Origin of the sequence: Acinetobacter sp. BEC1-S18-ESBL-01 (assembly GCF_014169935.1) — a bacterium.
Lineage (GTDB): Bacteria > Pseudomonadota > Gammaproteobacteria > Pseudomonadales > Moraxellaceae > Acinetobacter > Acinetobacter pittii.
This window is the reverse complement of the sequence record NZ_AP022302.1, coordinates 2,293,455-2,319,631: the sequence shown is the minus strand read 5'-3', so window position 1 is coordinate 2,319,631 and position 26,177 is coordinate 2,293,455. Positions and strand designations below refer to the sequence as shown.

Genomic DNA, 26,177 nt, shown 5'->3' with positions numbered 1-26,177 from the left:
GCTTAAAGTCATTTTTACTTAAAACTTAGTAACAACAAATTTGAGATGTGCCAAGCACAGTCTTTGCGGCTTTGCTTTGCCTTTTTTTCTCCCAAAAAGGGCACAGGCTTTTTTATCTCATTTAGAAACAACAAGAATTTATAACGGTAAAACTATGCCAAAGTTAGTACTTTCTTCCCGTGCCATACAAGTCATCAACAAGTCGATTGATTTATTTCACCATCGTGGCTTTCATACCGTTGGGGTAGATCGAATCGTGAAAGAATGCGAAGTTACCAAAGCAACTTTTTATAACTTTTTTCATTCAAAAGAGCGGTTTATTGAAATCTGTTTGATCGTGCAGAAAGAACGTTTAAAAGAAAAAGTGGTCTCAATTGTAGAGTACGCTCAAGACACAAGCGCGACCGATAAACTCAAACAGCTTTATTTCTTACACACCGAGGTAGAGGGGATGTACTACCTCTTATTTAAAGCCATGTTCGAAACGAAACTGAGCTATCCAAAAGCCTATATAACCGCGGTGAGATATCGTACATGGCTGCTGAATGAAATCTATAGCCAGCTTATAAAACTAAAAACCGATGCAACTTTTCATGATGCCAAACTATTTTTATATATGATTGAAGGCGCAATTATTCAGCTTTTAAGCTCAGATGGGGCAATCGATCGGGAAAAGATGTTGGATTGTTTCCTTAATGCAAATAAGGCGGTCAATGCATTTGAATATAAGCAATAAACGTTGGCTTTGAATATTAAAAAAGCCTTGTTCCAGTGGGCAAGGTTTTATCTATTTTAAGCTTGTTTGTTCAGTTCAGGGGGTAAATGCTGCGCCAAATAATCAATTGCAAGACGGGTTTTTAGTGGCATAAAAGGCAGTGTAGGCCATACCAAATGAATTGGAAAAGCAGTGCTCGACATGGTTTCTAACACTTGTACCAGCTTACCGTCCTGTAATTCATTTTGAATGAGCCAGTCGGGTAGCCAAGCGATACCAGCTCCAGCAAGCGCTGCATTTTTAATGGCTTGTAAGTCATTTAAAAGAAGTTTTGCTTTGGGTTTTATAAATAAAGGTTCTGCATTTTCCTTTTGAAGTCGCCATTTTTGCATTTGACCAAAATGCGGATCAGCAATCGTGGCGTGCTGGTCTAAGTCTTCAATATTTTCTAATGGACCCGCTTCATTTAAATAGTCAGGTGAGGCACAAAGTAGCATTCGATGCTCACCAATCGGTTTGGCAACGAGCTGAGTGGTGTCAGGTAACGCTCCGATGCGGATGCATAAATCAAAACCTTCTTCAACCAAGTCTACATTTCGATCATTAAATGAAATTTCTAGCTGTAAGTCCGCATGTTGCTGAGCAAATTTAACCATGAGCGGGGTAGCAAAGAGTTGCCCGAACAGCACTGGCACAGACATTCGTAAACGGCCTGTTGCGTTTATTTTCCCTTGGTCTAATAAAGCCGCTGCATTTTGTATTTCATTCACTGCTCGGCGGCTATGCTCATAAAACAAAGCACCTTCGTCAGTCATGCTGAGCGAGCGTGTTGTTCTTTTAAATAAAGCAACGCCAAGCTGATCTTCAAGACGAGCAATATTTTTACTAATGGCTGAGCGAGTTAAATGCAATTGCTCGGCAGCTTTTACAAAACTTCCAGCTTCAACCACCGTCACAAATATAGAAATTGCACTGAGTTCATGTTGCATGATTGTTGCCTAAAAGGAACCAATGATAAGAAATAATATCACCACTGTTGAATTTATTGTGGAGTTAATATGGTTTCATCGAAAACGTGGAGATGGTCATGGCTAAAATATTGGTATTAAAATCCAGCATTATGGGTGAGGGTTCACAAACCAATCGCCTAATCGATATCATGCTTGAACATCGAAAAGACCAAGGTTTGCAAGATGACATCACCATACGCAATTTAGCTGAAATGAACTTGCCTGTATTAGATTTAGAAATTTTTCAGGCGCTTCGTGGGGCTGAAAATGTAAATCAAGACATTCAGCAGATTGTTGCTTTGTCTGATGAATTGATTGCTGAATTAAAAAGTGCCGATTTATTGGTGATAGGCGCACCGATGTACAACTTAAATGTCCCGACTCAACTCAAAAACTGGTTTGACTTGGTGGCACGAGCAAGACAAACATTCCGCTACAACGAAACTTATCCTCAAGGTTTGGTCGAAGGCGTAAAAGCGGTGGTGGTAAGTAGTCGTGGCGGTATTCATGTTGGTCAAGAAACTGAGGCAGTAACGCCTTATCTCAAAGCGGTGTTAGGGCTAATGGGCATTCATGACGTCGATTTTATCTATGCAGAAGGCTTAGACATGCAGGCCTATCGCAGCAATGCATTAGATCTGGCAAGCCAGCAAGTGAAAGAATTCGCCATTTAAAATCATGAACTGAAACTCTTGTACCTCTAATTGATCACAAGAGTTTCTAAGTCTATTTAAATCACATTTCTGAGCTCATTAGCTGTGTTGCGCAGCAATGGCAAAATTTGCTGAACCAAATAATCTTCTTGTACACGGTTAGTTTGAGACATGCAGTTAAGCGCTGCTATGGCTTGACCTTGGGCGTTAAATACGGGCACTGCAATCGCAATCACACCAAGCTCATGTTCTTCTTTGGAAAGACAATAATCCGATAACGAAATATCCTTAAGCACTTCAAAAAACTTTGATTCATCTACAATGGTAAACGGGGTTAAGCGTTTTAAACCATAATTTTTTACCCACGTATGCTGAGCTTCTTCGGGTAGTGCAGCCAGCAATACTTTACCTGTAGACGTGGCATGGGCAGGTAAGCGGTTTCCTAAGTGCATACCATAAGGGCTGACACGTAAATTATCTTGCTGTGGTAAATAACTACGGGCAATCGGCACCACTTCATTATCGTCTAATACCACAATCGAAAAAGTCAGAGATGTCTGCGCGCACAAAAGATTTAAAAATGATTGAGCAACTTTAGGCAGGTGGGCAGAGCTTAAATAAGAACTTGAAAAGCGCAGCACGCGATGCGTGAGCCAAAAATAATGTTCATCCGTTTCTAAATAGCCTAAGTATTTTAAAGTTTTTAGATAACGCCTTGCCGCTGTACGACTAATACCGGTTCGCTCAGCCACTTGAGTGACATTAAGCCGTTGCCGATCTGTTCCAAAAGCTTCGAGTAAAGCCAAGCCTTTTGCTAAGCCTGCAATGTAGTCTTCTTGACGAATTTTCTCATGCGAGTTTGGGTGCTCTAAAAAAGCATCGAGAGAAGGCATCCTTTCATTCCTGTTATTTTGGTTGTTTCTGTCCGCTATTCGGACAAACTAAATGATAAACGGTTATTTTCGTCTTGGATACATAGTGCACAAAACTTAAAGCCAGTAATTTAAAAGTCAGGATGAAACAAGGATGAAGTTATGGATATTTTAAAGACACAGGTTGCAATTATTGGATCTGGACCAGCAGGGTTATTGCTTGGGCAACTTCTATATAAAGCTGGCATCGACCATATTATTGTTGAGCAACGTAGTGCTGAATATGTGGCTTCGCGGATTCGTGCAGGAATTTTAGAGCAAGTTTCGGTCGACTTATTGAAACAAGCAGGTGTTGATCAAAACTTAAAAGACAAAGGATTACCGCATTCGGGCATCGAAATCTTAACCAACGGTGAATTGCATCGCGTTGATTTGGCTGCACTCACGGGTGGTAAACAAGTGACCGTATATGGTCAGACCGAAGTGACTAAAGATTTAATGACTGCGCGTGAAGCAGAGCAGCTTACTTCATTTTATGAAGCTCAAAATGTACAAGTAAAAGATTTTTACACTGCACCAAAAGTTGAGTTTGAATACCAAGGTAAAGCCTTTCAAATTCAGTGTGACTTTATTGCTGGTTGTGATGGCTACCATGGTGTCTGCCGTGCTAGCGTGCCAGAAGATAAAATTAAGACCTTTGAAAAAGTTTATCCGTTTGGCTGGTTAGGAGTGTTGGCCGATGTGCCACCTGTAGCCGATGAACTCATTTACGTACAGTCAGAGCGTGGGTTTGCTTTATGTAGTATGCGTTCAGAAACACGTAGCCGTTATTATTTACAAGTGCCTTTAACAGACCACGTCGAAGATTGGTCGGATGAAAAGTTCTGGGATGAGTTAAAAAACCGCCTAGACCCTGAAAGTCGTGAAAAGTTAGTCACAGGACTTTCTATTGAAAAAAGTATCGCTCCGTTACGCAGCTTTGTGACCGAGCCAATGCGTTTCGGAAAACTATTTTTAGCAGGTGATGCTGCGCATATTGTTCCACCGACAGGAGCAAAAGGCCTAAACCTAGCAGCATCTGATATTGCTTATTTATCAAGTGCGCTTGTTGAATATTATGTTGAAGGTTCCGAGCAAGGTATAAATGAATACTCAGAAAAATGCCTACAACGTGTATGGAAAGCTGAGCGTTTTTCTTGGTGGATGACTCATTTATTGCATCGTTTTGAAACTGAGAGCGAGTTTGATCATAAGATTAAACAAGCCGAGTTAAGTTATGTGCTTGGCTCGATTGCAGGTAAAACTACATTGGCCGAAAACTATGTCGGTTTGCCTTATGAGATTAAGCAAATTGATAGTTTTAAGCACGCAAGCTAAAGACTAAGTAAAAATAAAAAGGGCATGCAAATGTCCTTTTTTTATATAAAAACTGGATGGAATAAGATCGCTTAAAAGATGTGATTCGGCTAAAAGTAGCCCGATACTTTTCAAAATATAGGGCTACTTATCAATTCACCTAAAGTTTAGTTGGCCTTTGCCGCAACTTTATTATTGGTTAATATCACTTGTTGCTGAGATTGAAGGGGTTTAATCACTTGTGGATTAGAGTTACTCCAAGGGATATAGGCTTCTGTCAAAATATGGCCTGTAAGGCTGGTTAAATCACTCGTTTTAACTTCCGCATTGCCTTGATGACCAAATAATACAACTTCATCACCTGCTTTTGCCTCTGGAATATCTGTTACATCAACCATAACTGTATTCATTGAGACTCGACCAACCACTGGCGCTTTTTGTCCATTGATTAATACAAAAGCTTTATTACTAAAACTACGACGGTAGCCATCCGAATAACCTACAGGGAGGTTTGCGAGTCTAGAGTCACGTTTCAAAGTATAGGTTTGGTCATAACCTACAGTTGAATCTTTCAGGTAATTATTCACTGCGGCAATTTGTGTTTTAAATGCCATCATACCTTTAAATTCAGGGTGATTAGGAAAATCCCCATATATAATTGCGCCTGCACGAACCATATCTAAATGTGATTCAGGAACATTTACAGTAGCAAATGAATTAGCGGTATGTAATGTTAATTCTTTACGATTCAGTTTGGCTTTTTTAATCAACCATGCGATTTGTTCATTAAATTGCGCCAGACGCTCACGGACAAATTTTTCATCTTCTACTGCATAGTGGGTCATAATGCCGTCAATTTTAAGATGTGGAAGTTTGGTGATCGCAACAGCTTGTTCTTTGCCTAGAGCCGTAGCCATTTCAAGACCATTACGATCCATACCGCCTGAATTTAAAGCCAAGCTGTAATGAACAGTTGTATTGTTCGCTTCTGCCCATTTAGACATACGAGCAGCTTGGTCATAATTACCTAAAAGCTCTTCAATATTTAACACCTGTGCATTGATAATTTCACTATCTGTGGCGGTACGTAAACGTGTAATTTTGCCTTTATAGCCATGCTTACGCACCATAGCCGCTTCAGCATTACTGGTAATGCCAATACAAGATACGTTTAACTTCATAACACTTGGCATAAGTAGATCAATACTATGGCCGTATGCGTTAGCTTTCATGACTATACAAAGTTGAGTTTTGCCATTAAGTAACTGATTTGTCCTTTTAATATTATCTTCAAAAGCTTGAGTATCAATTTCTATCCATGCATTTGCTGTAGGTGCAGGGCTTACTTCATTTGTAACATGGGGAGTAAGTAAGGGAGCTGCATGAGCAAATTGCACCGAACCGAATAATATTAATGCACAGCTATAAGCGAGATGAGAAAATTTTGTTTTAAGTTTCATGAGTTTTTTAATCTTTCCTGGCTAAATATAATTTAATGCTGGGTGGATTTTTATGGTTAAGTACTGAAATATAATTGATTTAAAATGTCACACGATTTGGTCTTAATAATACTTTCTCCTTAAAATATTATAGTCGCTATTAAGTAAGGTTTAATTTTGCTTAAACTAAATTGAAAAAATAAAAATCTGATTTCAATTAATCTTAATTAAATCTAAATATACATTCATAAAAAAAACAAGAAGAAAAATTATTATAATTTTTTGAATGTTATTTTTTAATCTATTTATTGGTGCTATTTTTAATCAAATTTTTTAAAATATAACATTTGGTAAATAATTAACTTTATTATTGCAAAAGATTTTTTTATTTTTTTAAATATATTTGATTTTATTTTTTATCGGTTGGTAAAATATAAAAAATGGGTGAATAAATATCCATAATTTTATTCAATAGAATTCAAAAAATTAAAATAACTATATTTTTCATTGGTTTGTTTGTTACTTATTAAAGCTGTTTAGAAGTTGTGAATTATTTTGAGTCAATTTTTAAGCGTCTAATGTCATATTTAATAGTTTTTAATAAGTTAATTTAAATTTTATAAATAAATATTAATTAGATTGATTGAATAGTTGGATGTTATTTAGCCGTAGGTGTTTGGTTTTGGTTTTGTGTAATAAATGAACTGGTGTGTCTTATATTCTTTTTTTAATTCGATTTATTGTTTAAGATTTTAGTTGAATTAAAATTTTATGTTTATTTTTAAATCAGGAAATTTTCTTAATATTTTAGTTTTTATTAAATGAATAATTTTGTATTAAGACTTTATAAATATAAGATGATGAGTGTATTTTTTATTGCTTAGGATGGTTTGGCTTTTTCTTGATCATATTATTCTAATTCTACAAGGATGTAATATAGGAGGGCTGATATTGATTTTTAGTGCAAACCATCAATTCCTGTGTAAGAGTCCGTATAGAAATATGAATTTTTATCTTAAAAAGTGTCTAATTAAATATGATGTAATGGCTATGCCATGCCGTTTTTTCTTGATGAACAAATGAGCTAAGGAAAGTTTTGCGAAGCCATTGTAGGCGTGAACACTCGATTTTTTTTATGAAAAAATGAATTGGAAAAAGCGGGGAATAGGACGCGTTTTGCTTAAAAGATCAGCATTAATAAAAGCTTTTGTCACATTTTTTCAGTATATTGCTATTAATTTCTTTATTTATAAATTCTAAGTTTGTATGGAACAGGACCAAACTCGCATACCTAAATATATTCCTATCCGCGATGCAATTGCCCACGATATTGAATCTGGCGTATTAAAAGCCCACGCAAAACTCCCTTCGGAAAGGGTGCTTTCTGAACAATTCCAAACCACTCGTGTTGCTGCACGTGAAGCTTTGTTGGCTTTGGAAACCGATGGTTTGATTTATCGCTTAGATCGCCGTGGTTGGTATGTCCGTTCTCCTCGTATTATTTATCACCCACAATCGACTAAAAACTTTAATCAGTTTGTGATTGAACAAGGCTATGAACCTTCGACAGAAGTGATTTCAAGTGAGCTGACTCAGGCCACTTCTTGGGATGCCAAGCATTTAAAAGTTGAAAAAGGGCATCCGATTTATTCAGTTTGGCGACGTCGTTGTATTAATGGTCGACCTGTTTTGGTGGAGCATTTACGTGTTAACGCCGAGTTTTTCCCTGAGTTTTTAACTCATGATCTTAAGCAATCGATTACTTTACTGATGGCAAAACAATATGACTGCCATATCACTAGAGCCGACATTAATCTGTATCCAACCGCTTTATCGGAACAGCAGGCCAAAGCACTGCATGTCAATGTGGGCGCACTGGGTTTATATATTCGTCGTAGTAATAGAAATGAAGAAGGCGTGATTACCGATGTTGACCAAGAATATTGGCTACATGATGTTTTAGATTTACATTTCGAAGCGCGAGCATAAAAATATAATCTGGTTTAAACCAGATTAATTAAACTGTCATATAAAGCTGTTGAAATACGATCATCAAATAATTGCATTCGATGGTTTGCAGATGAAACAGTATGTTCAACAGACAATTAAACTCGGTACTGCATCAGTTTTAGGTGTAGTGGTCGCTATTCAAATGGGATGTTCATCAGCAACATCAAAAAACTCAGAAGAAATTACAGTCTATACGGCAGTGGAAGCCGACCAGCTCAAACAGTACCAAGAAGAATTGCATAAAGCCTATCCTGAACTCAAAGTAAAATGGGTACGTGATTCAACAGGGGTGATCACCGCTAAACTTTTGGCAGAGCAGAAAAATCCTCAAGCGGATGTGGCTTTTGGTGTTGCTTTAACCAGTTTGCTGGTCATGGAAAAGAAAGACATGCTTGAGCCTTTCAAACCTGAAGGTGTGCAAAATTTAAAACCGGAATTTGTAAGCCAAAAACCTGTACCGACTTGGACGGGTATGGATGCATGGGAATCTGCAATCTGTGTGAATAAAGTCGAATTAGAAAAACGTAAGTTACCAATTCCAAAAACTTGGAAAGATTTAACCAACCCGATTTATAAGAACCTGATTGTGATGCCAAATCCAGCTTCGAGTGGCACAGGCTATTTAGATGTCACGGCTTGGATGCAAATTTGGGGCGAAAAGCAGGCATGGGACTATATGCAGGCTTTAGATAAAAATATTTCACAATATCCTCATTCGGGTTCAAAACCTTGCAAGATGGCTGCACAGGGTGAAATCCCAATTGGAATTTCCTTCGGTTATCCAGCCTTTAAATTAAAAGCAGAGGGTGCACCTTTAGAAGTGGTTTATCCAACTGAAGGTTTAGGTTGGGAAATGGAAGCCTCAGCAATTGTGAAAGGAACCAAGAAATTAAGTAGCGCACAAAAATTTATAAATTGGTCGGTAAGCAAAGCGGCAAATGAAGCCTATGCCCATAACTTTTCAATGGTGGCCTACAAAGGCATTGAAAATACCACCATGGACTTCCCAAAAAATCTTCCTCAAATGCTCGTAAAAAATGATTTTTATTGGGCGGCTGAGCAGCGTGAACGTATTTTGGCTGAATGGTCAAAGCGTTTTGAAAAGTGATCTTTGGGATAAGGGCCTCATTATGCAAATTCCTTCGTCATTGCAATCATCGCTACTAGGTCAAAACCAGAAGGGTGAGTTAGCAGGGCATTTACTGTCGTCATTAACGACCTATAAATATCCTGAACATGGTCCGTCGGTTTTAGAAGTGGTGGATATACAAAAAAAGTTCCAACACTTTCAGGCCCTAACGCATATTAATTTAGACCTGAAAGCTGGCGAGTTCGTGAGCTTTTTGGGACCTTCAGGGTGCGGTAAAACCACATTGCTACGCATAATTGCGGGTCTAGAAAAATCTGATTATGGAAAGGTTATAAAAAAGGGCACAGACATTACGTTGTTGAGTGCTGAAAAGCGTCAATGTGGCATTGTGTTTCAGAACTATGCGTTATTTCCAAACTTAAACGTTGAAGAAAATATTGCGTTTGGCTTAGACAAAAAGAAATGGGATAAGACACAGTGTAGTCAACGAGTTCAACAGTTATTGGAACTAATTGAATTACCCGATATTGCTAAAAAATATCCAAATCAATTGTCAGGCGGGCAGCAGCAACGTGTTGCGCTTGCTCGAGCAATTGCGCCGAATCCAGATATTTTACTGTTAGATGAACCCTTGTCTGCTCTTGATGCTCAGGTACGCCTAAACCTAAGGCAAAAGATTCGTTCAATTCAATCACATCTTAATTTGCCAACCATTATGGTCACACATGACCAAGAAGAAGCATTAAGCATTTCTGACCGTGTTGTGGTGATGAATCATGGCGTTATTGAGCAAATTGATACGCCGCACAATATTTACTATAAGCCACAAACTCAATTCGTTGCCAAGTTTATTGGTACCATGAACTTTTTAGAAGCCACTTGTTCGGTAGTTAATCAGCTCGAGGTTTTAGGTTTTATTGCTCTAAATTTGGAACAGCAAAAACTTAAAGCGGGGGAAAACTACAGCATTGGTTTTAGACCCGAAGCAGTCGAGTTAGTTGATGATTTTGGCAGTGATAAAGAATCGTTGTATTTGCCAGTTAAAGTATTAAGCACTGAATTTTTAGGCGCCAAACGCCGTTTGTTTTGCACTATTCATATCGATGGAATTGAGCAGGCAAAACACCTCTTGCAAATTGAAATTGAAAATACCAAGTTCAAGTCCTTGCAAGAACTCATGTTTATAAAAGTACCTAATCAGCTCATTCATGTCTTTGACGAACAAGGGTATGCACTATGTTAAATGAAGCTGCTTCAGCGGTTTTAAAAACACAGCCGGGTCGAAAAACTGAATATTCATTAAGATCAAATATTGCTTTAGCTATGGTCGCAATCGCTTTGACTTTAGCGATTGTTGCTCCTTTAATGATGCTGTTTGAAACCGCATTTTTTGATGAAAATCAGAGTTTTGTTGGTCTTGAAAATTTTTATAATTATTTTGCAAGCCCAGCTTTACTCAGCTCTATATTTAACTCAGTGTGGATTGCTTGTGCTGCTACTGTCATTACAGTATTTCTTGCCAGTATTTATGCTTTTGCACTCACCAATGTAAATATAAAAGGCAAAGGCTTCTTTAAAGTGGTCGCTTTTTTACCTATTTTAGCGCCGTCACTTTTACCGTCTTTGGGATTGGTTTATTTGTTTGGTAAGCAAGGTGTGTTTAAACCTTTACTGGGCGATATACAAATTTATGGTCCAATCGGTATTTTAATCAGTTACTGCTTTTGGCTATTTCCAGCAATTTTAATGTTGATGATGGTGTCTTTTCGCAGTGTTGATCAGCGTTTAATTGAGGCATCTTTGTCGCTCGGCAAAAATATCTGGAAGACACATTACCACGTCACGCTACCTGCAATTCGCTATGGACTCATCAGCGCAAGTCTAGTGGCTTTTATTTATGTGCTGACCGATTTTGGTATTCCAAAAGTCATTGGCGGTTCATTTAACATGATGGCGCTTGATGTCTATAAGCAGATTATTGGTCAGCAAAATATGAGCATGGGTGCAGTGATTTCCATCTTATTGTTGTTACCAGCAGTTTTTGTATTCATTTTCGATCGTATTCAAAGCAAACGCCATACACGGTTTCAAGCTTTTCAGGCTAAACCTTATGTTTCAGCATCGAATAAAAAACTTGAAGTCGTTCTGGGCTTATTTTGTGGTTTAGTTTCAGGTGCGATTTTACTGATTATCTTTACGGCAGTGCTAGCTTCATTCATTCAGTCTTGGCCTTATGATTTGTCTTTAACCTTAGCACATTACAGTTTTGAATATGTCGATGGCGGCGGTTGGGCGGCGTACTTCAACTCGGTTCGCATGGCACTCTTTAGTACGGTTTTTGGAACAGCACTGATTTTTATGGTGGCACTATTAACCGAACGTTTTAAGACACATTCATTCATTAAAAACTATGTGCAAGCTTTGGTTTTATTACCTCTTGCCGTGCCAGGGTTGGTGCTAGGTATTGCTTATATTTTATTTTTTAACCAGCAAAGCAACCCTTTAAATGTGCTGTATGGAACCATGACCATTTTGGTGATTTCAACCATCGTGCATTATTACACCGTCCCACACCTGACTTTAACCAATGCCATTAAACAGATTCCGCTACAGCTCGATCAGGCAGCACAAACTCTAGGTACATCGAAGTGGAAAACCTTTTGGAAAGTTTATTTGCCCATGTGTTTTCCAGCGCTATGCGATGTATCGGTCTATGTTTTTGTGAATGCCATGACCACTGTGTCGGCTGCGATTTTCCTCTATTCACCAGACACCAGTTTAGCTGCGGTAGCTGTTTTAAATATGGATGATGCAGGAGACACAGTTGCTGCTGTTGCGATGAGTATTCTCATTTTGACGACCTCATGTGTTGTAAAACTCATTCATTGGTTATTTACCAGAAAAATTATGGCAAGAAGTCAGCAATGGCGCGAAAGCGCTCATTAAGTTTTAGCTAAACACAATTTTTATTTAACCGACTGAAATTGAATGCTTTGTTTAACAAGGCAAGGGTTTATTCATCCTAAATTTCGTAAATTGGAAGTCTTATGAATAACGCACAGTTTGATTTAATTATTGTCGGAGCAGGTATTTTAGGTTTGTCCGCTGCCATACAGGCACAAGAACAAGGCTTGAAAGTTTGTATCTTCGAGAAAAATGCCAAGCCTGTGGGCGCAACTCGCCGTAATTTCGGCATGGTTGGAACATCGACTTTAACCCATCCAGAGCAACAGTGGCGAAAGTACGCGCTTGAAACGCGTTCTTTTTATCAACGCATTCAGGCTGAAACTGATATTTCATTTGAGCAAAGACAAGGTGTGTATCTCGCCAATACGGCACTTGAATGGCAGGTTTTAAATGAGTTTGCCGAGCGTGCAAATAACTATCAAATTCCAGTTCATTTGCTAAAGCATGAGGAACTGGTCACCCAATTTTCCTATTTAAACCCCGAGCAGCAGTTTCAAGGCGGCTTGGTTTTTGAAGAAGACTATTCTGTCGAACCGCATGTGGTTGGGCAGCGACTATTGGCATATGCCGAAAGAAAAGGTGTAAAGATTTATACCAATGCTTGTGTCGTTCAAACCCAATATCAGCATGAAATTTGTCAGGTTCGTTTGGCAAGTGGTGAGGCATATCGGGCAAATAAAGTTTTGATCTGCCACGGTGAAGTGATCGATGTTTTATATCCAGAGCTTTTACAAAGCTTGAATCTGAAACGTTGTGGTTTGCAAATGGCCCTGACTCAACGGTTTCACCAAAACTTAAATGCTTCTCTTTATTCGGGCTTATCCATTTCACGTTATCCAGCTTTTGAAACTTGCCCAAGTCATGCAGAGCTGGTTAAAGCATCACAACAGGGTTTCATTAAAGAATTCGGTATTCATATTCTGATTAAACAAAACGAATTTGGTGAACTGATCGTGGGCGATAGTCACGAATACCATCCGATTAATGAAGCGCCTCAGTTCGAGCAGCGTGAAGGGATTAATGAGTTTATTCAAACGTACTGCCACGAAAAACTAGGGCTGACTTTACCTCCAATTCAAAAACGTTGGAATGGTTATTACCTGGCTCATGAACATGAGTTGGCCTGTGTCACTGAAGCCGAAAAAAATATCTTTCTGGTGAGTGCGATTGCGGGTAAGGGCATGACTACAGGGGCTGGCTTTATGAAAGAAATATTAGAACAAAATATTTACTAGTTTGTAATCTGGTTTAAACCAGATTGGTGTATATTGAAATGAACGCGAAAGAAATGAGTAACATTATGAACATGCAACCCCAACTCGATATGGATTTAGAGAACAAGTATTTGCTTCTTACTCCAGGACCATTATCAACATCGGCAACAGTACGCCGTGCCATGCAAAAAGACTGGTGTACTTGGGACCAAGAATATAACTCGCTGGTACAAGATATCCGCTCTCGTCTAGTCAACTTGGCAACCAGTCAACCTGAAAAATATACGGCTGTGTTAATGCAAGGCAGTGGTAGTTTTGCGGTTGAGTCCGTGCTTGGTTCAGCTATTCCGCGTGATGGAAAAATCTTGATTATTAATAACGGTGCATACGGTGCACGTATGGTGCAAATGGCGCGTTGCTTAAATATTGAAGTTGTAGAACTGAACTATTTAGAAACCCAGACACCAGATTTACAAGAGATTGAACGCGTTTTAGAAGATAAAGCCATTAGCCATGTTGCTTGTGTGCACTGTGAAACCACCACAGGTATTTTAAACCCGATTCAAGACATTGGCCGTTTAGTTAAAGCAGCAGGAAAAATCTGGATTGTAGATGCCATGAGTTCATTTGGTGGTGTGCCTATGGATATGGCTGAGCTTGAAATTGATTTTTTGATTTCAAGTGCAAATAAATGTATTCAAGGTGTTCCGGGCTTTGGTTTTATTTTGGCAAAGCGTGATTGCCTAGAAGCATGTAAAGGTTTAGCACGTTCGGTTAGCCTCGATTTGTATGATCAGTGGAACACGATGGAACAGCATAACGGCAAATGGCGCTTTACCTCACCAACCCATGTGGTGCGTGCTTTTTATCAAGCATTACTTGAGCTTGAAGCAGAAGGCGGTGTTGCTGCACGTTATCAACGTTATTTACAAAATCAACAAACCTTATCTAAAGGTATGCAACAACTTGGCTTTGAATTGGTGCTCGGTAAAGAGTGCCCACAATCGCCCATCATTACCACATTCCTTTACCCAACAGCCGAAACATTTAGCTTCCAGTCATTTTATGAAACGTTGAAAAAATCAGGTTATGTAATTTATCCGGGCAAAGTCACTGACCTTAACTGTTTCCGTATTGGCAATATTGGCGAAGTTTATATTCATGACATTGAAGGACTTCTTGCTGCGATTGCGAGCTACTGCGAAAGCCATCTCAATCAAGCTGTAACAGCATAATTTTTATTAAATTAAAGGGAATACATCATGACAACCAACAATACACAAATTCAGGCTGTAGTTTTTGACTGGGCTGGCACAACAGTAGATTTTGGCTCACGTGCACCAATTTTGGCTTTTATGGCTTTATTTAAAGACAATAAAATTGAAATTACGGTTGAAGAAGCGCGTGCGCCAATGGGTTTAGAAAAACGTGACCATATTGCTGCCGTTTTAAAAATGCCGCGTGTCGCAGCGGCATGGCAGGAAGTCTATGGGAAGCCTGCAACTGAAGCCGATATTGATCGTTTATATAAAGACTTTATTCCGTATCAATTAAATTCTATTCCGAAATGTTCTGCTTTAATTCCGGGAGCATTAGAAACGTTTGAAAATATTAAAAAGCGTGGTGCAAAAATTGGCAGTAACACGGGTTATGCATCCATGATGATTGGTCGTTTGGTCAAAGATGCTGCCGATCAGGGTTATCGACCGGACTGTATCGTTACGGCAAGTGACGTGAAATTTGGCCGTCCATATCCTGAAATGCTATGGAAAAACTTAATTCAACTCGACGTATCCGATATCAAAACCGTTGTAAAAGTAGATGATACCGTGGTGGGTATTGATGAAGGTTTAAATGCGGGATGCTGGACAGTAGGACTTGCGATTAGTGGTAATGAAGTCGGTTTAAGCTATGAAGAGTGGAGTGCATTATCGGCTGATGAACAGATTGTTCTAAAAGATAAGGCATACCAAAAAATGAATGCGTCGGGCGCTCACTATGTGATTGATAGTGTCGCTGACTTACCAAATGTACTCGATGATATTGAACGCCGTTTAGGGCAGGGTGAACGACCTTAAACAAAGTTTAGGTCTATATTTTTTTAAGCTTAGCTCCCTTGGGAGCTAAGCTTACCTAAAAAATTAAAATGAAGAGTAGATACACTCTACATATATGGAAATAAGGATTAACTTTAATGAGTAAATTCCTTATTTTTGGCTAACAATTTAAAACACATGTTTCGATCGTTAGCACCATCAATCAGATAGGCATATGACCTATCTGATAGATCTTTTTATGACTTTTGAGGGTCATATAATTTTTCTTTAATGAATAGGGCTGGTATCACACCACAAATCAGGTAGGCAGCACCCATCACGACAAAACCTAACCCAATTGAGCCGCCAGAGGCTAAGAAACCAATCGTTGCAGGGGCTAAAGCAGCACCTAAACGTCCGACGTTATAAGCACCACCAATGGCTGTACCGCGGATTGCTGTTGCAAAGCTTTCGGTCATGTAGGTTGCATTTACGCCATACGGGATGCCGTAGAGGAAACCAAAGGTCACCAGTAAATATAAAATGTTGCTTGGCGAGTTATAAAAGACAATTAGCGGTAAGAAAATAGCAGTACCGATTGCACCGAATGCATAGGTGAAGCGACGTCCTAATTTATCGGCCATCATGCCCGCAAGAACTTTACCCAAAATCATGGCGGTATATGTACCTACCATATAGGCGGTCATTTCCTTAAATTTCATACCCAGTTCACTTTCAAGGTATGACGGCATCCAGTTGTTTACACCATAGTAGCCAAACTGTAAAAAGCCTGCTGTTAAAGCCCATAAGATAAACATATTGCGGTTTCGTTTATCTTGGAAAATAAGCTTAAATGCCGAAGTTTTCGATGCGTTTTGAGCTATAACAGGTTGTTGTAGTCGAGACTTTTGCCATGCTTCTGGTTCCGGTACAAGCACATGCATGAGAACAGCAATAATGACCGGAATAATCGCAACATAAAACAGCATGCGCCAGCCATGATCAGGAATAATCCAGCCTGCAAGCAAAGTCGCAACAATATAGCCAACCGTCCAACCTGCTTGTAAAGTGCCCAGTACTGTTGTGCGGAAACGTGTTGGTACATATTCAGCCATGAGTGTATTACAGGCGATATAAAGTGAACCCAAACCCAGTGATGCAAAAAATCTTAAAATACCAAACTGAAGAAAGCTTTGAGTGAAACCTAAGCCACAGGTGAGGAGCGAGAAAGTTAAAATAGAAATAACCACAATGCGCACGCGACCAAATTTATCGCACGCCCATCCCCCAAAAATCCCACCAACAGCCATGCCTGCCAATGTGAAACTGCCAAGCATACCTGCTTGTACTGAACTTAATCCAAAATCTGCCTTAATACTATTTAAGCTATAAGACAGCATCATCAAATCTGCACCATCTACCAACAGTGCTAGAAAAGCAAAAATAAAAGCTATTTTCCACGTATGAGGCTGTATACGAGAAAGACCTTCTTTGTAATTTGTAGCCATAATCCATTACCTACATTTGATAAAAAGCGCTTCAAGTCGTTTTGAAGTGCTTAAAATTTGATTAAGACGCAGCGCGAATCATATTTCGGGCAATAATCACTTGTTGAATTTGAGTGGTCCCTTCATAGAGACGGAACAAACGAACATCTCGATAAAAACGTTCAATGGCATATTCACTGATGTAACCCGCACCGCCGTGAATTTGTACGCAGCGATCAGCAACGCGGCCACACATTTCGGTTGCAAACATTTTTGCGCATGAGGCTTCAGTGCTAACGTTTTGTCCTGCATCGCGTAGGCGTGCAGCGTCTAAGACCATACATTTAGCGGCATAAATTTCAGCTTTTGAGTCGGCAAGCATGGCTTGAATGAGCTGGAATTCGGCAATCGGTTGTCCAAATTGCTTACGTTCGATGGCGTAATTTAAAGAATCGTCTAGCATCCGGGTTGCTGCACCGACACTCAAAGCTGCAATATGCAAACGGCCTTTATCCAGCACTTTCATGGCAGTTTTAAAACCAACACCTTCAACACCACCAATGAGTGCTGAAGCAGGGATGCGACAATTTTCAAAAATGACGTCACAGGTATGGGCGCCTTTTTGCCCCATCTTTTTATCGCGTTTGCCAAGAAAAATGCCCGGAGTTTGGCTATCGACAATAAAAGCAGAAATGCCACCAGCGCCTTTAATATCAGAGTTTGTACGTGCCATGACTGTGAATACACCAGCGTGCGGGGCATTGGTAATAAAGCGTTTGGTGCCATTTAAAATATAAAAGTCACCGTCTTTTACTGCATTGGTTTTTAAAGAGGCTGCATCAGAGCCTGCATCTGGTTCGGTTAAGCAAAACGAACTGATCACTTCACCACGTGCTAAACGTGGCAAGAAAAATGATTTTTGTGCTTCGGTCCCATCAATAATCAGGCCACTTGAGCCAATGCCATTATTGGTCCCAATGAGAGAACGAAAAGCAGGAGAGGTACGACCCAATTCAAAAGCCACGTAGACCTCTTCTTCCATTGTTAGTCCAAGACCTTCGTACTCTTCAGGAATGGTTAAACCAAATAAACCGAGAGCTTTCATTTGCTCAACGATATCTTGAGGAATTTCATCCGTTTCAGCGACTTCATTCTCATGAGGAATTAATACACCTTCAACAAATTGTCGAATCATATCAACAAGTTGATCTAAGGTTTCCTGATCTCGAATCATAGTCTCGTCCTTTTACTACATGCAGAAAACATCAATGTGATGTTCGTAAAATCACCAATATTTGAAGCGATAGTAATCAAAGGATGAATGCAAAACAATATATTTTGAAAATTAATTTCGCAATGCGATACTATGTTGTTGGTTTATGTTTGGCTAATTTATTGATTTATTTAAGCTATATTTTCTTATAAAAAATCATTATTTTTAGTGGGAAATTAAAGTTTGATTTTTCAAAAGAGCTGTGTATATTAAAAATATATATCGCTATGCGAAATTTTAAATGGATAAGTTTTCCTATAGGAAATAAGTCACAAAATATAGTGGGATAAAGATGGGTGCTTTAAATGGAATTCGGGTGCTTGACTTAAGTCGGGTATTGGCTGGGCCTTGGTGTGGGCAGATTCTTGCCGATTTAGGCGCAGAAGTAATCAAGATTGAACGACCAAAAGTCGGTGACGATACCCGTTCTTGGGGGCCGCCTTGGATGAAAGATGACTCAGGCCAAGACACTCAAGAAGCTGCGTATTATCAGTCGACCAACCGCAATAAACTATCGGTTGCCATCGACATTGCGAGTCCTGATGGTCAAGAATTGATTAAAGCCCTCATTCAAAACACCGATGTCGTGATTGAAAACTACAAAGCGGGGTCTCTAAAAAAGTACGGCTTGGACTATGAGTCTTTATCTGCGATTAACCCTAAACTGGTGTATTGCTCGATAACAGGTTTTGGACAAAATGGCCCAAGAGCAGAAGAACCCGGTTACGACTTTATTATTCAGGGCATGGGCGGACTCATGTCGGTCACAGGTGAGCGTGATGATTTGCCAGGTGGTGGACCACAAAAAGTAGGGGTCGCATTTTCCGATTTAGCCACGGGTCTTTATTCTACGATTGCCATACAGGCTGCTTTACTCAACCGCCATGTGACAGGTTTAGGCCAATACATTGATATGGCTTTGCTTGATGTTCAAATTGCCACAATGGCAAATCAGGGAATGAACTATCTTTCATCGGGTAATATCCCTAAGCGTTATGGCAACGCACATGCCAATATTGTGCCTTATCAAGTGTTCAAAGCTTCTGACCGTGATTTTATTATTGCATGTGGAAATGACACTCAGTTTATTCAACTCTGTCGTAGTATTGGTTTACCCGATTTACCAAATGATGCACGTTTTGCTCGAAATGCGGACCGAATCAAGCATCGTGATGAAATTATCGGAATTTTACAAACTCACTTTTTAACAAAAACAGCAGATGAATGGGTAGGTGCAATTTATGCCGCTAAAGTTCCCGTCGGTGTGATTAATAACTTGGAACAAGCTTTTCAAGAGCCGCAAGTCATTGCCCGAGAAATGCTGGTCGAGATGAACCATCCTCAACGTAAAAAATTGAAGGTAATTGGCTCGCCAATCAAACTTTCTAGAACACCCGTTGAATACAAAACAGCACCTCCGCTGTTGGGGGAACATACGCAGGCGGTTTTAGGTCGAGTAGTTTCTCCTGAAAAACTAGCTGAGCTCAAAGAAAAGGGCGTAATTGGGTAATTGATTTAAAAGCGGAAGGTTAAAAATTATATTTAAAATCAGAAAATAAAATATTTAATCTTTCGCTTTAATGAGTTAAATGAAGTTATCTTTTAGGTGCAGACTCGGATGTTTGCTCTTTTGCTATTTATAGAAAAAATAGATTATAATTTTCGCAGTGCGAAACAAAATATGGATTGGTATGACAATGAACGATGCAGTTGATGCAGAACAGACAGAAAAATTATTAGCGCCTTTAAGGCATGAATTATTACATCCGATTGAAGACATGCAGGATGAAAATGATCGCCAATTTATTACTGCATTAGCACGTGGTTTAGAGCTATTACGTTGTTTTACACCGAAGCATCAGCATTTGGGCAACCAAGAGCTTGCTCAAATGACAGGTTTACCAAAACCAACCATTACTCGCCTTACACATACCTTGTCGCGTTTGGGTTATATCAAACAAGTACCTAACTCAAGCAAATTCCAGCTTTCAGTTGGTGTTCTTGCGTTTGGTTATTCCATGCTGTCTAACGTATCGATTCGCTCTATTGCTCATCCATATATGAAAAATTTGGCAGACTATGCTGGCGCTGCTGTAGCCATGGCAACACGTGATCGATTGAACATGATTTATCTTGATGTGGTGCAAGGCAAAGGCAATATGACCATGCGTCGTCAAGTTGGAACTTATTTACCGATTCATTTAAGTTCGATGGGGCGTGCATGTTTAGCGGCAATGCCTGAAGATGAGCGAGAGTTTTTACTTGATGCCATTCGTAGCAAGCACAAAGAAGACTGGATCAAAATTAACCGTGATCTAGACAAAGCTTTTAAAGACTACCAAGATTTTGGATACTGTTTTTCAATCGGTGAATGGCATAAAGATGTCAATTCAGTTGCAGTTCCACTGATTCATGAACAACATGGTTTGCTGGTATTCAACTGTGGCGGCCCAAGCTTTATTATGAATCGTGAAAAACTCGAAGAAGATATTGCACCGCGTCTTTTACACATGGTGAATAATATTCGTACTGAGATTAGCTAAACCAATCTGATTTACTTATAAAAGCCAGCTTTGATTTTCAATGCTGGCTTTTTAATGGGTGAGCTTTAAGCTGTTTGGTTGTGAAAGTTCGGTTTTCTTTTTTCTTTAAAAGCATTTAATGCTTCTTTAAACTCAGAACCTTGCAAACAATGCGAGAAAATAGTCGACTCATGATCAATACGATTGAGTAGATCATCAATTGGCATATCTCTTAGTAACTTTTTACTGAGTTGTAAGGCTTGGCTTGGTTTGTGAGCAAGTTTAATAGCCACATCTTCAACCGCTTGATCCAGCTCAGTTGCCTCAAATATTTCATTTACCAGACCATAATTCTTTGCTTGGTCTGCCGAAAACTTTTCACCCAATAAAATAATCTCAGAAGCACGAGCAAAGCCCAATAGTCTTGGCAAGATGTAACTTGAACCCGCTTCAGGTACAAGTCCCAAATTCACAAAGGGGAATTGGAAAATAGAGTTTTGGCTTGCATACACAAGGTCGCAATGTAGAAGCATGGTGCTGCCAATACCAATTGCTACACCATTTACTTTAGCAATAATCGGTTTTGGAAACGTTGCTAAGCTTTTTAAGAAAACAATCGAAGCGGGTGGTTCGGAACTGGTGGTATCGCGTTTTTCAAATGCGTTTACATCATTACCACTGGTAAATGCGGAGTCTTCACCAGTCAGCACAACCACATGAATGTCTTGATTAGTTGAAGCCTCATCTAATGCCTGACTTAGGGCCGCATACATTTCGTAATTAATTGCATTCTTTTTAGTGGGATTACTCATGGTGAGCGTTAGTATATTTCTATCAAAATACTCATGAATTGTGCCTGTTTTAAGCTGGTTTTGAGTTTTGTTGTCCTGCTGCATCATTCATTCCTTTAACTAACTTTCTGTCTAAAAATTAAACTCATTAAAATAATGCTATCGAAAAATTATTCCGTTATCAATTATTTTGTTTTATATTGTGGTATATAATTTTGTATTGTGAAATTTTTACCTTAAGTCACTTTAAATGATGATAAGATTTATGTGTAAATAAGCATCTAGCTCTGCTAAGGAAATGAGAAGCTAGCTATAGAACAGTGAGTGGGAATAATATGAAGACCAAAATTACAGAACTATTTGAAATCGAGCATCCAATTATTCAAGGCGGTATGCATTATGTTGGTTTTGCAGAGCTGGCTGCTGCGGTTTCTAACGCGGGCGGATTAGGCATTATTACTGGCTTAACTCAGCGTACGCCTGAAAATCTGGCAAAAGAAATTGCACGTTGCCGAGAAATGACCGACAAGCCTTTTGGGGTGAATTTAACCTTTTTGCCTACGGTAAATACTCCTGATTATCCGGGTTTTGTAGAAGCAATCATTAAAGGCGGAGTAAAGGTTGTAGAAACAGCGGGGCGTAATCCTGAACAAGTCATGCCATATTTAAAGGCTGCTGGTATTAAAGTAATTCATAAATGTACTTCGGTTCGACATAGCTTAAAAGCTCAGCAAATTGGATGTGATGCGGTTTCTGTAGATGGATTTGAGTGTGGTGGTCACCCCGGTGAGGATGATGTGCCCAATATGATTTTATTGCCTTTAGCAGCCGATGCATTAGAAATTCCGTTTGTTGCTTCAGGTGGAATGGCAGACGGACGCTCAGTCGCTGCTGCATTAGCGATGGGAGCAGATGGGATTAACATGGGCACACGTTTTATTGCGACTCAGGAAGCTCCCGTACATGCAAATGTGAAACAGGCGATTTTGAATGCAACCGAACGAGACACGCGTTTAATTATGCGTGCTTTGCGAAATACAGAACGTGTCATGAATAATGCTGCTGTAGAAAAAATCGTGGCAAAAGAAAAAGCACTTGGCGATAACATTAAATTTGAAGATATTATTGAAGAAGTTGCAGGGGTTTATCCAAAAGTGATGATTGATGGCGATGTAAATGCAGGTGCATGGTCATGTGGGTTAGTGGCTAGCTTGATTCATGATATTCCGACATGCGATGAACTGGTTAGCCGGATTGTCAAAGAGGCAGAAGACATTATTCGTGGTCGATTATTAGGGCTTTTATAACGAACCATTAACCTACTTTATATAAGATCAGCACAAGCTTTAATTGTGCTGATTTTTTGCATCACGTACACAATAATAAAGACATAAAACGGCAAAAATTAAACCCAAAATACAGACACCTGTCCATCCGAAGTGTTTCCAAGCATAACTTCCTGCCGTTGTGCCTAAAGCGCCGCCAGCAAAGTAACCCGTCATATAAATCGCGTTAAAACGTGAGCGTAGTTCTTGATTAAGTTTAAATACAATACTTTGGTTGGTGACATGCACAGCAGAAAGAGAAGCGTAGAGAATGAGTAAGGCAATAATATAAAAAGCGAAATGGTAGGGTAAAAGTGAAAAAAGAATCCAACTTAAAATAAGGCCAATGCCGCAATAAATTGAAATTTTATGAATGTAGCCTTGATCAATAAATTTACCTGAAAAATTGGCAACGAACGTCCCTAATACCCCAACAAAACTGAAAAGGCCAATGGTAAAGTCGCTAAAAAAATAGGGTGCTGGAGCCAAAAGCAACGACATGGTGGTAAAGGTTAAACTTACACAAGCAAATGTAAAACCACCAATATAAGTTCTGGTTCTTAACCGCCGATTTTGAATAAAAATCTGTGGTAAAGAGCGAATAGTTTTTGCATAGTTTTCAGTTTTGGTTGGTGGAAATAACCCGATATTACGATGCAAAATAATGGCAATGATGAGTAACAGAAAACCACTGACCAGATAAATAATATTCCATGCAAAAAGTGTAGACATTAGCCCAGAAAGGGAGCGGGCGAGTAAAACCCCCGTCATCAGTCCACTCAGTAGAAAGCCAACGACACGACCGCTTTGTTGAATTGGAACCAGACTTGCAGCAAGCGGTAACAACAGTTGGGCTGCACTAGAAAATAGGCCAGTAATGACAGTACCAAGCAGTAAAAGATAAATATTGTGCGAAAACCCGCTAATAATTAATCCGCTTGAAGCCAATAACATAAAGACAAATAGCAGCTTGCGCTTTTCTAATATGTCACCCAACGGCATTAAAAAGAGTAAGCCACATGCGTAGGTGATTTGGGCTAGAGTTGGCACCCACGCTGTAGTTGTTTCAGTTAAATCTAGGCTTACACTAATTGAATGAATAAGTGGCTGACTAAAATAATTTCCACCTGTACAAATGCCTGCGGCAATTGCCATTAAAATAATGGTTGGGGGTATAGAGTGCGTTTTTCATCATGCCTTAGTCATAATGAAAGTGGAACTTTAATCAACACAACCATGATTGTTTTAAGCACGACTGTTAGTGCGTTTCATTCAAAGCATCTTGAATATTGTGCACCATGTGGATTAAACGTGGTCCAATTTCACCTTCAAGTTTTTCCGGATTTAAATGAAAACTTGGCGCACCACAGTTAAAAACATAAAGACCGTGTTTCGAGCTGACCAAAGGTACAGCCACTGAGTTCACTTCTTTATGCCACTCACCTAAAGACAAACAATATCCATAATCTTGGTAATCACGGAAAGCTCGTTCTAATGAGCGTTTTATGGCTGGCCAGTTTTCGGGATTTTTTTGTTTCAACGCATCAAGTAGAAAATTGCGCTCACGTTCAGGGGTCGCAGCCAAGCATGCTCGGCCCATAGAACTACTATGAATTGGCAAAGTCGAACCAATTGGACGGCGCATATTTAATGCAGTTTCAATTTGCACAACATCGATATACACCATATTTAAGCGATCACGCGTTGCCATTGCTACAGGCGCTTGAACATACTGACTCATCTCTTCCATATATTGATGAGCAATATTACGAATCGAGATGTTAGATAATGCTGCGTATCCTAAAGATAAGACACCAATATCTAGTGTGTATTTGGTCGAGTTAGGCAATTGTTTTAAATAACCTAATGACACAAGGGTATTGGTAATACGTGCAATGGTCGGTTTAGGTAAACCTGTCATTTTTGCTAATTCTTGGTTACCAAGCACCTGATTGTTTGCAGAAAAGCATCTTAAAAGTTCTAAACCGCGTGCTAAAGAAGCAATAAATTGCGGGTTATTTTCCCGATGTATATGCGAAATAGGATCCAAACGTATCTCATCAAAATTTATTGGTTTTTCAGTTTCCGTGTTTTGAGACATTCGATCCTCAAATATAATTAAAGCAATAGTTTTGCCATTATATTTCGCTCTGCAAAATAAATCCATTCATCACTGCGCTGTTGTGATGAATGGATATCTGGTTCAATGGTTATGAAACGTTTTCAATCACCATCGCAAGACCTTGACCTACACCAATACATAGGCTCACCACGGCATATTTCTTCTTACGGCGAATTAACTCGCGCGCTACTGTTAAGCTAAGACGAGCACCAGATGCACCAAGTGGATGACCAACAGCAATCGCACCACCGTTCGGGTTCACACGCGGGTCATTAAAATCAACATTTAAACCTTTTAAACAAGATAAAACTTGTGAAGCAAAGGCTTCATTAATTTCGATAATGTCCATGTCATCTAAAGTAAGGCCAGCACGCGCAACAGCTTTTTTAATGGCTTCGATCGGACCTGCACCCATAATGCGTGGCTCAATACCCGCAGCTGCTGCTGACAAAATTTTAGCCATTGGTTTTAAGCCATATTTTTGACCTGCCGCTTCAGAACCAATCAAAAGTGCTGCTGCACCGTCATTAATCCCGGAGGCATTACCAGCAGTGACAACGCCGCCTTCAAATAGCGGTTTTAACTTTGTGAGCGCTTCAACAGTTGAGCTTGGACGAGGGTGTTCATCTTCAGAAACGAGTTTAGGCGGTAATTTTTTGCCTTGGAAAACCTCAATTGGGGTAATTTCATCGGCAAAGAAACCTTCTTCTTTGGCTTTTTGATATTTGGCTTGTGATTGGGCTGCAAATAAGTCTGCTTGCTCACGGCTAATCCCAAAATCGGCTGCAACGTTATCACCTGTTTCAGGCATTGAATGTCCGCCGTACTGAGCAATAATTTTTTTATTTGGAAAGCGAGAGCCAATGGTGGTGTCATAAATTTTTGCATCACGGCTATAAGCACTTTCTGCTTTACCCATCACAAAGGGAGCACGTGACATACTTTCTACACCACCTGCAATATACAGTTCACCTTCACCACAAGTAATGGCACGTGCCGAGTCAATCACAGCACCTAAACCACTAGCACATAGGCGGTTTACCGTTTGGCCCGGCACAGTGACAGGTAAACCGGCAAGCAATAGTGCATTTCGTGCCACATTACGACTATCTTCACCCGCTTGGTTGGTGTCGCCTAAAATCACATCTTCAATATCCGCGCCTGGTACACCTGTTTTTTCAAGTAATTTTTGAATAACGGTTGCTGCTAAATCATCAGGGCGAATTGAGGCAAGTTCACCCGCATGACGGCCAAATGGACTACGTAAACCATCATAGATATATGCGTTTAACATT

21 protein-coding genes and 1 pseudogene are annotated in these 26,177 nt (G+C 39.5%); 13 read left to right on the top strand and 9 right to left on the bottom strand.

Features of this window, described 5'->3' with window-relative positions; all coding sequences use genetic code 11:
* The first annotated feature begins 154 nt into the window (after positions 1 to 154).
* Complete coding sequence (locus tag H7R46_RS10895; protein WP_005069985.1) at positions 155 to 736, top strand: TetR/AcrR family transcriptional regulator; 582 nt, start codon at positions 155 to 157, stop codon at positions 734 to 736.
* Between the two features lie 56 nt (positions 737 to 792).
* Here the strand turns inward: H7R46_RS10895 and H7R46_RS10890 are convergent, their stop codons facing one another.
* On the bottom strand, positions 793 to 1,704 hold the full coding sequence (locus H7R46_RS10890) for a LysR family transcriptional regulator (protein ID WP_005069982.1): 912 nt from the start codon (positions 1,702 to 1,704) through the stop codon (positions 793 to 795).
* 98 nt (positions 1,705 to 1,802) lie between these two features.
* On the opposite strand from H7R46_RS10890, the gene H7R46_RS10885 reads away from it, so the two are divergent.
* Positions 1,803 to 2,399 carry an NAD(P)H-dependent oxidoreductase gene (locus H7R46_RS10885; protein ID WP_005069981.1) on the top strand — a complete coding sequence of 199 codons (597 nt, stop codon included), beginning with the start codon at positions 1,803 to 1,805 and terminating at the stop codon, positions 2,397 to 2,399.
* Between the two features lie 56 nt (positions 2,400 to 2,455).
* Here the strand turns inward: H7R46_RS10885 and pobR are convergent, their stop codons facing one another.
* Positions 2,456 to 3,271 carry an IclR family transcriptional regulator PobR gene (gene pobR, locus H7R46_RS10880; protein ID WP_005069979.1) on the bottom strand — a complete coding sequence of 272 codons (816 nt, stop codon included), beginning with the start codon at positions 3,269 to 3,271 and terminating at the stop codon, positions 2,456 to 2,458.
* A 141-nt stretch (positions 3,272 to 3,412) separates the two neighbouring features.
* Here pobR and pobA point away from each other — a divergent pair, with 141 nt between their 5' ends.
* On the top strand, positions 3,413 to 4,627 hold the full coding sequence (pobA, locus tag H7R46_RS10875) for a 4-hydroxybenzoate 3-monooxygenase (RefSeq protein ID WP_005069977.1): 1,215 nt from the start codon (positions 3,413 to 3,415) through the stop codon (positions 4,625 to 4,627).
* 146 nt (positions 4,628 to 4,773) lie between these two features.
* Here pobA and alr read toward each other — a convergent pair whose 3' ends face one another.
* On the bottom strand, positions 4,774 to 6,066 hold the full coding sequence (alr, locus tag H7R46_RS10870; RefSeq protein ID WP_005069975.1) for an alanine racemase: 1,293 nt from the start codon (positions 6,064 to 6,066) through the stop codon (positions 4,774 to 4,776).
* Between the two features lie 1,245 nt (positions 6,067 to 7,311).
* Here alr and H7R46_RS10865 point away from each other — a divergent pair.
* From H7R46_RS10865 to phnX, 7 genes are all read left to right on the top strand, one after another.
* Positions 7,312 to 8,034 (top strand): UTRA domain-containing protein, encoded by a 723-nt coding sequence (locus tag H7R46_RS10865; protein ID WP_005069973.1) that lies wholly within the window; start codon positions 7,312 to 7,314, stop codon positions 8,032 to 8,034.
* A 91-nt stretch (positions 8,035 to 8,125) separates the two neighbouring features.
* On the top strand, positions 8,126 to 9,163 hold the full coding sequence (locus H7R46_RS10860) for a putative 2-aminoethylphosphonate ABC transporter substrate-binding protein (RefSeq protein ID WP_005069971.1): 1,038 nt from the start codon (positions 8,126 to 8,128) through the stop codon (positions 9,161 to 9,163).
* 22 nt (positions 9,164 to 9,185) lie between these two features.
* A complete protein-coding gene (locus H7R46_RS10855; protein WP_005069968.1) occupies positions 9,186 to 10,388 on the top strand; it encodes an ABC transporter ATP-binding protein in 1,203 nt (400 codons plus the stop codon).
* Positions 10,382 to 12,091: a putative 2-aminoethylphosphonate ABC transporter permease subunit gene (locus H7R46_RS10850; protein ID WP_005069966.1), complete on the top strand. Its 1,710-nt coding sequence runs from the start codon at positions 10,382 to 10,384 to the stop codon at positions 12,089 to 12,091. The genes H7R46_RS10855 and H7R46_RS10850 overlap by 7 nt, the downstream gene beginning before the upstream one ends.
* Positions 12,092 to 12,192: 101 nt before the next feature.
* Positions 12,193 to 13,347 (top strand): TIGR03364 family FAD-dependent oxidoreductase, encoded by a 1,155-nt coding sequence (locus H7R46_RS10845; protein ID WP_005069965.1) that lies wholly within the window; start codon positions 12,193 to 12,195, stop codon positions 13,345 to 13,347.
* Between the two features lie 26 nt (positions 13,348 to 13,373).
* Entirely contained in the window at positions 13,374 to 14,561 is a 1,188-nt protein-coding gene (gene phnW, locus H7R46_RS10840; RefSeq protein ID WP_025469834.1) for a 2-aminoethylphosphonate--pyruvate transaminase, read from the top strand.
* 27 nt (positions 14,562 to 14,588) lie between these two features.
* A complete protein-coding gene (phnX, locus tag H7R46_RS10835; RefSeq protein WP_005069960.1) occupies positions 14,589 to 15,404 on the top strand; it encodes a phosphonoacetaldehyde hydrolase in 816 nt (271 codons plus the stop codon).
* 215 nt (positions 15,405 to 15,619) lie between these two features.
* Here the strand turns inward: phnX and H7R46_RS10830 are convergent, their stop codons facing one another.
* Positions 15,620 to 16,870, bottom strand: coding sequence for an MFS transporter (locus tag H7R46_RS10830; protein WP_005069958.1), 1,251 nt, complete (start codon positions 16,868 to 16,870; stop codon positions 15,620 to 15,622).
* 61 nt (positions 16,871 to 16,931) lie between these two features.
* Entirely contained in the window at positions 16,932 to 18,083 is a 1,152-nt protein-coding gene (locus H7R46_RS10825) for an acyl-CoA dehydrogenase family protein (protein ID WP_005069957.1), read from the bottom strand.
* Positions 18,084 to 18,414: 331 nt separating this feature from the next.
* Here H7R46_RS10825 and H7R46_RS10820 point away from each other — a divergent pair, with 331 nt between their 5' ends.
* Both H7R46_RS10820 and H7R46_RS10815 read left to right on the top strand, forming a co-directional pair.
* Entirely contained in the window at positions 18,415 to 19,632 is a 1,218-nt protein-coding gene (locus H7R46_RS10820) for a CaiB/BaiF CoA transferase family protein (RefSeq protein WP_005069956.1), read from the top strand.
* A 187-nt stretch (positions 19,633 to 19,819) separates the two neighbouring features.
* Entirely contained in the window at positions 19,820 to 20,665 is an 846-nt protein-coding gene (locus H7R46_RS10815; RefSeq protein WP_000996082.1) for an IclR family transcriptional regulator, read from the top strand.
* A gap of 65 nt (positions 20,666 to 20,730) precedes the next feature.
* Here the strand turns inward: H7R46_RS10815 and H7R46_RS10810 are convergent, their stop codons facing one another.
* On the bottom strand, positions 20,731 to 21,540 hold the full coding sequence (locus H7R46_RS10810; protein ID WP_005069951.1) for an enoyl-CoA hydratase: 810 nt from the start codon (positions 21,538 to 21,540) through the stop codon (positions 20,731 to 20,733).
* A gap of 230 nt (positions 21,541 to 21,770) precedes the next feature.
* On the opposite strand from H7R46_RS10810, the gene H7R46_RS10805 reads away from it, so the two are divergent.
* The gene (locus H7R46_RS10805) at positions 21,771 to 22,742 is read left to right on the top strand and encodes an NAD(P)H-dependent flavin oxidoreductase (protein WP_005069948.1); all 972 of its coding nucleotides are present in this window, start codon (positions 21,771 to 21,773) and stop codon (positions 22,740 to 22,742) included.
* A 39-nt stretch (positions 22,743 to 22,781) separates the two neighbouring features.
* Here H7R46_RS10805 and H7R46_RS10800 read toward each other — a convergent pair.
* The 3 genes and pseudogenes from H7R46_RS10800 to H7R46_RS10790 all read right to left on the bottom strand — a co-directional run bounded on the left by H7R46_RS10800 (position 22,782) and on the right by H7R46_RS10790 (position 26,176).
* Positions 22,782 to 23,955 (bottom strand): annotated as a pseudogene (locus H7R46_RS10800) (MFS transporter).
* Between the two features lie 63 nt (positions 23,956 to 24,018).
* A complete protein-coding gene (locus tag H7R46_RS10795; protein ID WP_000081480.1) occupies positions 24,019 to 24,861 on the bottom strand; it encodes an IclR family transcriptional regulator in 843 nt (280 codons plus the stop codon).
* A 109-nt stretch (positions 24,862 to 24,970) separates the two neighbouring features.
* Positions 24,971 to 26,176, bottom strand: a complete 1,206-nt coding sequence (locus H7R46_RS10790; protein ID WP_005069941.1) for a 3-oxoadipyl-CoA thiolase — start codon at positions 26,174 to 26,176, stop codon at positions 24,971 to 24,973.
* Position 26,177: the final 1 nt, after the last annotated feature.